Origin of the sequence: Spirosoma oryzae, assembly GCF_003002825.1 — a bacterium.
GTDB lineage: Bacteria > Bacteroidota > Bacteroidia > Cytophagales > Spirosomataceae > Spirosoma > Spirosoma oryzae.
The window spans coordinates 1-10,782 of the sequence record NZ_PVTE01000054.1; the positions used below are offsets into that span (position 1 = coordinate 1).

The following is a 10,782-nucleotide window of genomic DNA, read 5'->3' on the forward strand; positions in this document are numbered from 1 at the left end:
AAGCGCATGCATGAGGCCAGCCCACAGAAGAACAGCAGGCGCGAAGGGCCAATCGCCCAATGGCTAAGATAAGCGGCTTGTTGCAAAGTACATATTGCAATTACTAACTAGTAAAGGCTAGTAAAAACGCCCAGATCGAAAATAAGAGTATTTCTCTTTGTCTCGGGTGGGAGCGTTTTGCGAGACGAACGATTTTCGTTACAATGCCCCCACCCTGCCAGGTGAAATGAAGGTAGGTTTGCCTGAGGCCAGAACGGTATACCTTACCGGACCCACCGTTTTTGTCTGATGAGCGCTGGATTGACAGTAACTTTCTTATGCTCGCTACTAATGCTTGTTTTGGCAGTTCTCAACTGGCCCTCATACGCTCCTGGAATAGTTCCGGCTCAAGGCTCAACCAGAATACGAGTAACCAATCAAAGTCTATTCATTACATAGAATTAATATTGTTTTAATACGCTTTTTATACCCGTATTAAGGGTAGGTTGCATCATCTAACCCGAACCTGTTTTAGCGGTTCCCATCGCTGCGTTAGCAGACATTTTAGCACCGCTGATCATGGCCTTTGTTCCCGTATTCACCTTCACACGTTCCCACCCTCGAGCGATTTCGCTGTTCATTTTACCAGACTACGCATCGGAAGCGTTGTTTCGGCCAGTAGCTCACGAGCCAACGGCCTATTCCCAGTTTAAAGAATTACTCAGCCGGTATAGAAAAGCTGGTTTCGAACGGCATTATTGGATCAGACATTCTTCATTGTTAACAACTCGATTAAAGCCAATGGGTGACAAACGCCGGAACTCAGTCGTGGACACCCATCGTGATAATCACTGGGTGATTGCCAAGTGGCATATTCAGTTTTTGTTCTCTGAGCGGCTACTGGTATCAATTAAGCACCGCTCCAACTCACCAAATTGGTTTGAAGACACGGATGTAGCAATTGACTACATGGCTCAACTGGAAATCTGCTTCAATAGTATCAATGCCTTTCATAAGAGTTTTGGTAGCCTGCCCGTCATTGGTGATCGTTTGTTCAACGAGGACACGGGACTGGTGATCAAAGACCGATCTATTGATGGTGGTCTGCGCACAATAACTTTCGTTCTCAGCGATTAGCTTACCCGAAGCGCTATCAACAGCGGGTTGTCTTTGAAGCGACTCGCCCAGGCTTATTCGACACAGCATCAACACTTCACCTTATTTAAGCACACATCCTGCCTGCTAGACGGGATTTCGTGTTTTAACTGGCGAACGGACCTACATTGATGCCATACTTGGCATTATACTGGTCCCACGCCTGTTTCAGAATAGCGTCACCCATCTCAGGCGTGACAAAGTGGTCGCCTTCCGAATCAACGAAGTAGGAGTAGTCAATTTCAAAAAGGCTCACCACGTACGGTCAATATCGTTCTCTCCTTCCGTAGCTTCATAGATTCGCTTGGGTGCGTCTAAGGGGGGGCTGTGGGTTCATTTGCTGATAGTCAAAGTTTAAATAGCTATCGGCATTTATTAGGTCTACCTTTCACTGTGGCTGACAGCTACAACAGTGTAGAGAGTTGGATAAAGACGCTGGCATTGCCAAGTTGTTATTTGTTGAAAGTTCTTTTCGTTGTCCGGGTTTTGACTAGTAGGGACCGGACGCTCAAGTAGATTCGCGCTCAGGCCACGGTAGTATCGTGGCTTTGACGTTTTAGATGCCAGCGTCCTGTATCGGTTTGCAGACTTCGAGTGCTATGGCCTGCCTGATACTTTCCGACAGTTCACCGGAAATGCATTCGTTGCAAAGGCTACGTCCGTTCGGGGAGTCGCTACCTTTCAATGGGCATTTGCAACAATAGCCGTAAGGGGCAAATGAGCATTATTTGAGACAAAAAGACTAAGTAAGTGGGCTTAATCGGAGCAGCGCACTTACCCAGACACTAGGCAAGCTCATTGCGCCCAGTAGCTCATTACTTGCACTCGATTACAGTCTACTCACCACTACTTGAGTTAGGTAAGCAAATTATTTGCTGACGAATGAGTACCCAATATATCCCTTTTATCTGTCTGGTCGATGACTCGGATGACTATCAGCTCGTGTTGTCCCAGGTGCTCAAACACACTTACGCGCCCCACTCAATGGCGGTCTTCGCTGACGGAAGCCACTTCCTGCGGGCCCTGGTTCGCTTTGAGCGTTTACCCGACTTGATCTTCTTGGATCTTCACATGCCGGGCCTAGATGGCTATCAAACGTTGCTAAAACTGAGGAGCCACAACCGATACCACGTTATGCCTATCGTCATCATGAGTGCCCAGGCATCCGCCACTGACATCGAGTCTTGTTACCAGGCGGGGGCCAACTCATTCTGGCCCAAACAAAGCGATGCCAATCGGCTCAAAGCCGAACTAGGTGAGCTCTGCCGGAGTTGGATAGCACACAGTTGACGCTCGGTGGGCTACTGATTACCGGCTTTGAGTGTGGAGATGGCTACTGTGATTTAGTCAAGCAAGCATACCCAATACTTGATGCCCCATATTTCAATCCATAGTTGGTGAGTTGCTCCAAGAGACGGCCCGTATCACGCTGACTTGTCGGCAGCTCATGCCCCGGGCACAAGTGCGTGATCATCAGTTGAGAGGGCGTATTGTGGCGCTTAATCTCAAGATTGACGCCCTCTGGGATGAACTGGAGCGATTGAAGCCGAATCGAGAGCTGGCCAGCCCCAGTAACTATCCTCCATAAGGAAGCTGGAGGGTAAATAGTGCTTCGTTACAGCTTGGAGTGTTTGACCAGCTAGAAAACGGGTTCGTTAAAAGCCAACATTGTAAGAATTGGAGTCTTGTTCAGCACAAACCGGCTATGCTGTAGGTCATCGCCAAGTAAGCGTCATCGAGTGGACCTGTGGGCTGAGTTCGCTTAACAGCTAGTAAGCGCGGGGCTGCCTTACTTCGAACGCGCTGGATAGTTGCCTTAGGGCTTCCGTGTGATCAGCGCCACGATTAGCCATGTGCTTGAGTGATCCGTTTGACGATGGCTTCATAAGACTCATCGATCAGCAGAATACTCCCATCCAGCGGCACCTGCTCCGAGCGGGAGATCCCAACATGTAGTTGACAGCTTTCCTGTCCAACCCGGCGCACCCGCTGAATGTGATCTACGTTTACCAGTTCAGGCTGGCCCTCGACTAACACGGTGATGAATTTAGACATCTACTGCTTAATTGAATGAGATGGGGTTACTTGTCTAGACTTAACAGAGACGGCCCCAAGGGGGCACGGGTTCAGCCGCCGGGTAATCGATGCCTGCCCAGCCAATACGGAGGCTATCCAGATAGCGGACTACTCGGACGGCGTGGAAGGAGGCACCCACAGTGCTCATCTCGCCGTGAATATAGCCGTCAGCAAAAACAGTCAAAATTTTAGTGCCTTGGTGGGTTTGCCCCATCAGGCCAATTGAGTTGCTTGGCGTTAGCCAATCGTTTCTAATCTGGCCATCGATCGGTTCCCCAAAGGCTGCGGTAAAAAGAGTCTTTTTTTCCTGATCGGTCAGGCTCGCTAGCGATCGACGGGGGAATTCCAAGCAGGCGGGATCATGAGCCATTTTCGTCTGTGTAGTTTATCGACCGGGCATTGTTCTCCCGGCTGATTGTGGCTTAGCCTTCAGCCACGGGCCGGTTGAGTCGTCCGAAGCGCGTGATTCAATGGATTTATCACGGGAAACAACGGGTGGACGACGGAGCACAACTTTACGCTCAACGCGTAACAGTAAGCACAAAAACCTATAGGGCTATTGCACGGCCAGACCCAGTATATAGTGCTCGTCAAGACCAGCAAACTGCCGTACTTCGACTAGTAAATCCTTCCCTTGCCAACTCAGCAGATCAACACCGTTGATCGAGTTATGGCTCATGCTCATCTCAGCACCACCCCGGAAAACACCCATGATGTTTACCAGTCGGTTAGGGGTCATTACCGGACCGTCGACGGTAAAAAGTTGATCGACATTCATTCGGGTCGCGTAACTCATAGTCGGTTGGAAACGGCTACACCAAAGCGGAGCCGTAATTTAGTTTACCCTAACAGGGAGGGACGGCCGAGAACTGAGCAATCAGATCGCTGCGGTTACTGGCCTGAGCGGGCGTCAAATACAAGATGGTGTCCGGGCTGCCTTGTAGCAGGTAAGGCTGCTTGTGAGCGGGAATGCGTGCCGGCGGTAACGGCTGACGTAGTTTCGCCGGGATCGGATTCGTGGGGTAGTTCATAAAAAAAGCGGTAAGATGGCTTCGCTACCAGCTACAAGACGATGCCCGAAGCTGAAGCGATCAAACTGGTCGAACTAATCGTCAATTCGTCGCTAAACGCAATAGCTTGTAAACTGACGTCCCGTGCACTGGGATGGCTGGTCAGAAACCGTCGTCGCGCTTCCGACTCACTCACGTCGAGATAACCGCGTTTCCAGGCCTTGGGGCTCACTGAGCCGTAGCCAGTAATAATAAGCAGTGTGTGGGTCGTCATAACGAGTGAACTCGGTTGAAAGAACAGGCGGCTTCGATACGGCCATGGGGGGGCGGGCTGGTTATAAGCCCCGGTAAAGCCGCATGTCAGCCAGTGGGTGCTCTGTAAGCTGGGTCTCATCCCCCAGTAAGGTGCAGATTACTTTATGCCGAAGGGAGCGTTTTGTCTGCAGGTAGCCCTCACTAGCGTAGGACTTCAGGGATAGCAATCGATGCGGATCGTGATAATCGAAGACAACCAGCCGTGTTTTGTAGCGGTCCAGATGGTGGCGGATCACGGCACTATCCACAGGCGCGCTGCGGCCAAAAAGCGGATTGGGCATGGGCTTTTGTCGGTTAAGGGAACGGCGTTATTCAGGGTAGCGGGCAGCCAGGACGTCCAACGATACGCTCCTGAGTCTACTCAGGCAGTTAGGGTAACCACGCGGTGGCGCTATCGGTAACTCATTGACCGGCGACAAGGCAGCAGCCGGCTTACTTGCCCGGTTTCTTATCGCCTGGATGAGCCGCCGTAAAGGCCGCTTCCCGGCGCAGGTAAGCCGGTAAACTTGCTCCCCCACTCTTCTTGGTAGACGTGGTCGCTGCTTTTTTTGTATTCTTGTTTTTCTTGTCTTGGGTAGCCATAGTAGTTAGTACTAGCGTTGGTGATTGATAAAGGCCTACAGTCTCACCCGGGTACCACGGCCTGGGGCGTGGTCGTAAGCCTGATCTATGATTTCTTGTCCGGTAGGGTTAACGCCAAGTAGCAATAGTGACCGTGCCGTTCCAGTACGTACGGCGACACGTTGCTAAGAAACAAGTGATGCGATAGGCCGCTCACCGGCTTACGCACTAATTTTTAGTCAGGTGAAAATATCCCTGGCAGGTTAGCTGGCTTACTTGATGCGCCTTGCGCGCAACTCTGGCCCGGAGCGTTGTAGCCACTTGACCAAGCGAGAAATGCGCTCGGCGCTGTAGGGATTAATGTCTACTGGATCGTAGCGTTTCGGAGATCAGTCAACAGGCGTTGACAGGAAGCAGTGGGCGTGTAAGTCGGTTGGGTGGCCCGTTGGAGCCGGCCAGCTGATCGTCGCAGCTAGTCGACTCAGGCTCCCATTAGCGAGATACGATTCATAAGTCATATGCTAAGGTATTAGTTCAGTCAACGTAACCCTATTTATTTTTTCGCTGCCAGAAAGCCCGCTGAAAGGGCCAGGCCGCCTGGCTCGCCCGCCAAATCAAATAGCTGGCGCTCTGCCGCATACCGTGTTGTTGTTGAGTGGTTAGTTGACTGTAGGCCGTACCACTTGGATAATTGGTAAAGTGCCAGTCGTTATAATACCGTTCTGATTCAGTTAGCGTATGCATTTACGCAAGGTAGTTCTATTAAAAATAGCATTCACCCCGGTCTCTAAAACGGTAATGGATCAAGGCCAGGCGCAAGGCCAACGGTCGGCGACCGAAAGTCAATTAATTGTGTTTTCCATACTCGGAGATCAGCCTTTTAGGTAACGTTCACAGAGAAATACATAAGGAAAGGCATAATTACTATGGCTTATAGGTGACAATTAAATTTAGTTAATTTATTAATTATCAGTAGTTTGTAACTATTCTTTAGTAGGATCTGTTGACTGTATATCCTCCTCTAGTGGCGGACCCTACAATGAATACTCAATCAACATTTTTTATATTATTCTTAGTAGCTACCGGTTTGGCTACCACTACGTCCCAGGCACAGTCCGTCCCCGCCCAACCCGCTTCCGAATCAATTACGGCCCAAGAAGCTTATCAACTCGGCAAGGGGATAGCCCAAAACGATTCGCCAACCGAGGCTATGCTCAAACACGCCAACTGTTCAGCCGATGCTCTACACTGGACATTTGTATCACCTGGCCGAGAAAATCCGCCTACATCGGATCGAATTCAGCCTCCTGTTCAGCAGCTACCGGCCACCACGATTGACGGTCGTGCTCCTGCTCACAAGCGGGTTGAGCAAACAGCATACCCCGCTTCCAACTAAATCGTAAGCGATCGAGCCCCTTTATTGCCCTTCCCCCGATTGGTCCCAGGACGCAGCCTGGGACCAATCGGGGGAAGGGCAATAAAGGGGTTGTTACGAACTGGTACTAAGCAAAGGTAGATCACTAGATTGACGCTTGGTGGTCATCGAACGCTCGCCTATAAGCACTGATCAATGATTCAATCCGTTATCACCGCTACGGGTAGCTACATCCCCGATACCGTCGTCAAAAACCAGGATTTTTTGGGGGCTCAGTTTTTTACACCCTTGGGGGAGGCCATTGCCACCGAGCCCGCGGTCCTTTTACAGCAGTTTGAGGCCATCACCGGCATCGCTGAACGGCGCTATGCCCGTCCAGATCAGCAGGCTTCTGAGCTGGGTTTACTAGCCGCCGAACAAGCCCTGACCAGCGCGGGGATTGATCCCGAAACGCTGGATTATCTGATTGTGGCGCACAACTTCGGGGATGTAGCGGTCGAGAGCAATCGCGTGACGATGGTACCTTCAGTGGCCAGCCGTATCAAAGCCGGCTTAGGCATTTGCAATCCCAATTGTGTCGCCTATGATCTGGTTTTTGGCTGCCCGGGCTGGCTGGAAGCCCTTATTCAGGCCAACTACTACATTCGCTCCGGGGAAGCCCGGCGTTGCCTGGTGATCGGTGCCGAAACCCTGTCGCGGGTGATTGATCCTGCCGATCGGGATTCCTTATTGTTCAGTGATGGTAGTGGAGCCGTCCTGCTGGAAGCGGCTCCCGCTGGGTCAGCGGGCATCCTAGCGCATCATACCCAGACCCACGCCTACGAGTACGCCGGGTTGCTTGGCATGGGACCCGGCTATGCCCCGCAGCCCGTAGTAAGCCCCGACCGATTTCTGAAAATGAACGGGCGTAAACTTTACGAGTTTGCTTTGCACCATGTGCCTGCGGTCATTCAAACCGCCCTGAATAAAGCGGGTCTGGAACTGGCAAACGTGAGCAAGGTACTGCTCCACCAGGCCAACCACAAAATGAACGTAGCCTTGCTGGAGCGGCTCTTCCAATTGTACGACTACGGGCGTCCTGATCGGGCCCTGATGCCCATTACTATTGGTTGGCTGGGCAACAGCTCAGTGGCAACCCTACCCACGTTACTGGACCTGATTTGCCGGGGGCAATTAACGAATCAACGGCTTGTAGCGGGCGACACGATTGTGCTAGCCTCGGTGGGGGCCGGTATGAACATCAATGCCCTGGTGTATCGCTTCTAACGCAGCGGATCGGCCGTTTTCATCATTCAAACTGGCGACATATGGTCCACGTTGAAACAGTTGTCTTTATGCTGGCGGTGCTGATCGGGCTGTCGGCGATTACCCATAAAATTAAGGTGCCTTACCCGGTTTTACTGGTGGGTACCGGGCTGTTGATTGGTTTCGTCCCATTTTTGCCTGATCTGGCTCTTGACCCGGAGGTCGCCTTCGTTATTTTCCTTCCGCCGCTGCTCTATCAGGCCGCCTCTAAAACAGCCTGGCAAGAATTTACCCGATCCATTCGCCCCATTACTACCCTGGCCGTTACGCTGGTCTTTTTTACCACCAGCGCCGTGGCCCTGGCGGCTCATTACGTTATTCCCCACTTTAGCTGGCCGATGGCCTTTGTGTTGGGGGCTATTGTCTCGCCCCCTGACGCGGTGGCGGCCAATGGCATCATCAAAGGCCTGGGCCTGAGCAAACGCGTGATTGCCATTCTGGAAGGCGAAAGCCTGCTCAACGATGCCTCCGCGCTAATTGCTTACCGCTACGCTGTGGGGGCAGTACTGACGGGCCATTTCGTGCTGTGGGAGGCCAGTCTACAATTTGCGCTGGTGGCCGGGGGCGGGCTGTTGATTGGTGGTTTACTGGGCTGGTTAGTAACTCTACTGCTCCGTCGAATCGGCAGCGCTACCAGTCAGACCAGCCTGCTCTTATTGGCTCCTTATGTTGCCTATTTGGCCGCTGAACACGCGCATACCTCGGGGATTCTGGCCGTCGTCAGCGCGGGGCTATTCATTACTCGTCAGGCACCGGAAGTCCTGTTACCGCAGGCACGCCTGGAATCCCGGGCGGTATGGGACACCCTTATTTTTTTGCTCGAAGGCCTGGTCTTTCTCCTGATTGGCCTGCAGCTACCAGCCATTGTGGCCGATCTGCACGGGTATACGACCAGTCAGTTGTTGCTATATAGCGTTACGGTCAGCCTTGTTACCATTCTGATTCGCATCTTATGGGTGTTTTTCAGCACCTACTACCCACGCCTGCTGGGTTGGTCAACCGCTTCGGATACGGATGATCGGACTACTGACGTAGACTGGCGGAACGTGCTGATTGTGGCCTGGACCGGCACCCGAGGCGTCCTCTCGCTGGCGACCGCGCTGGCCCTGCCCCTGACGCTGAATTCGGGTCAGGGGTTTATTCAACGCCCGCTGATTCTGTTCTTATCGTTTGTGGTCATTTTAGTCACGCTGGTGCTTCAGGGGATGAGTTTACCGCTACTCATTCGCCTGTTAGGGTTACCCCCGCAAATCGATCAGGCCCGGGCCGATCAGGCGCTGGAGCTACTGCTGGCCAGTCGATCACTGGCATATCTGGAAAACGACTTTCCGTTGGCCTTACGGGGCGAGCTCAAACAAACCCTTATCCGGCGCTACCGGGCTTTGGTGCATGAACTGGACGCAACGCTCTATCAGACGTACTCAGCTCCAGACTTAGTTACGGATCAGGGATTGGTAAATCAGCAGTGGGCTGCCGAGCGCACGCTGGGTCATTACCAGCAGACGCTGCTGGTGGCACTGGCAACTGAGAAGCACTTTAGTGATGAGGTATTGCGAACAGCAGAACGACGGATTGATCTGGCGATGGCCCGGCTGGATGCCTCTGAGCAAGCGGCCCCAGGGTGAGCAACCCGGCTGATTCAGGGCTGTAACGCGAGAAGTAATGGCTACTGACGATATCAAACCTGGTCCGTTTTGCCATATTGGCAAAGCGATGTGGTGATACCTTTTGTTTAGTATAGTATATGCAGAACGCAAAATCAGTTAGTCGTGAGCAAGTTCAAAACGACAACACAGCGCTTTTAGCGCGGATTGAACAACGGCGCCTGCGCTTAGCGAGCAGACAGGCAGATTTGGAGTTGCGAATACAGAGTTTGCTCAATAAGGCCGATCAACTCAGGAAGTGATAAGAAAACGCTATAGTAGCTAAAGTACAAGAACGCCGTCTAATACCGTCTTACCCAACGCCCGTTTTTACGAGTCGGTGAATTCGTAACGTCAGTAGCGGTTGATTTCTGGTTGCTACATTCTCAAATACTCATCTCATAAATCAACGCCTCTTCTTCGGTTCTAGGTTGAGTTAACAAGACTTTAGTCAGGCTGGAAAAGGAGTTTCACATTTATCGAAGGCGGGTTGATTAACCGCTATACTACCCGCCCAGAGTAGCTTTGCTAGCCACCGCTCAAAACAGCCTTCATGCCCGATCTGACCGTACGTTCTTTGTTGCAGCGCATGCTGATCGATATCCTACACCCACACTGTAGCTATCACCTCTATGCTAATTATGTCTACCGACTGCCCAAAAGCGAGCCTGCTAGCCGCCATTGGTGCCATGCACCGCTGGTGATTGACTACGACTCGCTGTGGCGAGCCGAGTTCGGGCCGGACGCGCTGGTCTGCGAACTGACGCTCAGCCAACAGCTACCCCAGCCAGCTCGGTGCATCAGTATCCCCTACCAGCAAATCTATCGCATCAGCCGACGGCTCAACGGGCACCAGACGGCCCATAGGCAGGATTTACTCTATAGCAACATGAGCAAAGTTTATCTGGCTCAAAACTAGCCCCTCAGCAGGATATCCCCAGCCCTAGGTTAGTTGATTGATCGGTTCAGTTCAACACTATTCGTCGTTGCATTGAGGGAATAATCACTTGGTGGGGGACCCTAAAAAGGGCCGAGGAAAGACTTGAGCGGTGACTACATGAACGACTTGCGAAAATGGACCACTTTCGTAACACCTCTGTGACGACTACGTGACAGTCATAATGTTTTTGTGACATTCGTGTGACGTTTTGGACTTGCAACAGTGCACTGGAGATTTTTTTAGGCAACCATCGGAGCGGTGTAAAAATAAGATTCCTGTTGGACTGAGGTCTGGTAGTTCAGGCTTGAATGCCGCCGTCGACGATTGTACCGCTGGTACTGTCGTGAAAAGCAACTTTTGAGATAGGACTTTTTTCATATCTTTGGACTACAAGTAGGACAACTCGGCTTCGGCCACTTGATC

At 51.8% G+C, this 10,782-nt stretch carries 13 protein-coding genes; 5 read left to right on the forward strand and 8 right to left on the reverse strand.

All coding sequences use genetic code 11. The features are described 5' to 3' along the window. Window positions 1–558: 558 nt before the first annotated feature. Entirely contained in the window at window positions 559–1,116 is a 558-nt protein-coding gene (locus CLV58_RS28220) for a hypothetical protein (RefSeq protein WP_146141568.1), read from the forward strand. 124 nt (window positions 1,117–1,240) lie between these two features. On the opposite strand, the gene CLV58_RS28580 is transcribed toward CLV58_RS28220, so the two are convergent. Then, window positions 1,241–1,390: a hypothetical protein gene (locus CLV58_RS28580; RefSeq protein WP_170108817.1), complete on the reverse strand. Its 150-nt coding sequence runs from the start codon at window positions 1,388–1,390 to the stop codon at window positions 1,241–1,243. Between the two features lie 626 nt (window positions 1,391–2,016). On the opposite strand from CLV58_RS28580, the gene CLV58_RS27460 reads away from it, so the two are divergent. Beyond that, a complete protein-coding gene (locus tag CLV58_RS27460) occupies window positions 2,017–2,424 on the forward strand; it encodes a response regulator (RefSeq protein ID WP_106141046.1) in 408 nt (135 codons plus the stop codon). A gap of 555 nt (window positions 2,425–2,979) precedes the next feature. On the opposite strand, the gene CLV58_RS27465 is transcribed toward CLV58_RS27460, so the two are convergent. From CLV58_RS27465 to CLV58_RS28585, 7 genes are all read right to left on the reverse strand, one after another. Continuing rightward, on the reverse strand, window positions 2,980–3,189 hold the full coding sequence (locus tag CLV58_RS27465; RefSeq protein ID WP_106141047.1) for a hypothetical protein: 210 nt from the start codon (window positions 3,187–3,189) through the stop codon (window positions 2,980–2,982). Window positions 3,190–3,229: 40 nt separating this feature from the next. Next, entirely contained in the window at window positions 3,230–3,580 is a 351-nt protein-coding gene (locus tag CLV58_RS27470; RefSeq protein ID WP_106141048.1) for a hypothetical protein, read from the reverse strand. Between the two features lie 186 nt (window positions 3,581–3,766). After that, complete coding sequence (locus CLV58_RS27475) at window positions 3,767–4,006, reverse strand: hypothetical protein (protein WP_146141569.1); 240 nt, start codon at window positions 4,004–4,006, stop codon at window positions 3,767–3,769. 49 nt (window positions 4,007–4,055) lie between these two features. After that, window positions 4,056–4,241 (reverse strand): hypothetical protein, encoded by a 186-nt coding sequence (locus CLV58_RS27480; protein WP_106141050.1) that lies wholly within the window; start codon window positions 4,239–4,241, stop codon window positions 4,056–4,058. A 31-nt stretch (window positions 4,242–4,272) separates the two neighbouring features. Then, entirely contained in the window at window positions 4,273–4,494 is a 222-nt protein-coding gene (locus CLV58_RS27485) for a hypothetical protein (protein WP_106141051.1), read from the reverse strand. A gap of 61 nt (window positions 4,495–4,555) precedes the next feature. Continuing rightward, entirely contained in the window at window positions 4,556–4,816 is a 261-nt protein-coding gene (locus CLV58_RS27490) for a hypothetical protein (protein ID WP_106141052.1), read from the reverse strand. Between the two features lie 151 nt (window positions 4,817–4,967). Next, window positions 4,968–5,117 carry a hypothetical protein gene (locus tag CLV58_RS28585; RefSeq protein ID WP_170108818.1) on the reverse strand — a complete coding sequence of 50 codons (150 nt, stop codon included), beginning with the start codon at window positions 5,115–5,117 and terminating at the stop codon, window positions 4,968–4,970. A gap of 1,549 nt (window positions 5,118–6,666) precedes the next feature. Here CLV58_RS28585 and CLV58_RS27495 point away from each other — a divergent pair. The 3 genes from CLV58_RS27495 to CLV58_RS27505 all read left to right on the forward strand — a co-directional run bounded on the left by CLV58_RS27495 (window position 6,667) and on the right by CLV58_RS27505 (window position 10,338). Beyond that, complete coding sequence (locus tag CLV58_RS27495; protein ID WP_106141053.1) at window positions 6,667–7,737, forward strand: 3-oxoacyl-ACP synthase III family protein; 1,071 nt, start codon at window positions 6,667–6,669, stop codon at window positions 7,735–7,737. Window positions 7,738–7,778: 41 nt separating this feature from the next. Further along, window positions 7,779–9,401 carry a Na+/H+ antiporter gene (locus CLV58_RS27500; RefSeq protein ID WP_106141054.1) on the forward strand — a complete coding sequence of 541 codons (1,623 nt, stop codon included), beginning with the start codon at window positions 7,779–7,781 and terminating at the stop codon, window positions 9,399–9,401. A 571-nt stretch (window positions 9,402–9,972) separates the two neighbouring features. Then, the gene (locus CLV58_RS27505) at window positions 9,973–10,338 is read left to right on the forward strand and encodes a hypothetical protein (protein ID WP_106141055.1); all 366 of its coding nucleotides are present in this window, start codon (window positions 9,973–9,975) and stop codon (window positions 10,336–10,338) included. Window positions 10,339–10,782 lie beyond the last annotated feature (444 nt).

Bases quoted from the DNA above. Each gene is read 5' to 3' on its own strand.
- CLV58_RS28220 (WP_146141568.1), top strand. From the start codon at position 559: ATGGCCTTTGTTCCCGTATTCACCTTCACACGTTCCCACCCTCGAGCG.
- CLV58_RS27460 (WP_106141046.1), top strand. From the start codon at position 2,017: ATGAGTACCCAATATATCCCTTTTATCTGTCTGGTCGATGACTCGGAT.
- CLV58_RS27465 (WP_106141047.1), bottom strand. From the start codon at position 3,189: ATGTCTAAATTCATCACCGTGTTAGTCGAGGGCCAGCCTGAACTGGTA.
- CLV58_RS27470 (WP_106141048.1), bottom strand. From the start codon at position 3,580: ATGGCTCATGATCCCGCCTGCTTGGAATTCCCCCGTCGATCGCTAGCG.
- CLV58_RS27475 (WP_146141569.1), bottom strand. From the start codon at position 4,006: ATGAGTTACGCGACCCGAATGAATGTCGATCAACTTTTTACCGTCGAC.
- CLV58_RS27480 (WP_106141050.1), bottom strand. From the start codon at position 4,241: ATGAACTACCCCACGAATCCGATCCCGGCGAAACTACGTCAGCCGTTA.
- CLV58_RS27485 (WP_106141051.1), bottom strand. From the start codon at position 4,494: ATGACGACCCACACACTGCTTATTATTACTGGCTACGGCTCAGTGAGC.
- CLV58_RS27490 (WP_106141052.1), bottom strand. From the start codon at position 4,816: ATGCCCAATCCGCTTTTTGGCCGCAGCGCGCCTGTGGATAGTGCCGTG.
- CLV58_RS28585 (WP_170108818.1), bottom strand. From the start codon at position 5,117: ATGGCTACCCAAGACAAGAAAAACAAGAATACAAAAAAAGCAGCGACC.
- CLV58_RS27495 (WP_106141053.1), top strand. From the start codon at position 6,667: ATGATTCAATCCGTTATCACCGCTACGGGTAGCTACATCCCCGATACC.
- CLV58_RS27500 (WP_106141054.1), top strand. From the start codon at position 7,779: ATGGTCCACGTTGAAACAGTTGTCTTTATGCTGGCGGTGCTGATCGGG.
- CLV58_RS27505 (WP_106141055.1), top strand. From the start codon at position 9,973: ATGCCCGATCTGACCGTACGTTCTTTGTTGCAGCGCATGCTGATCGAT.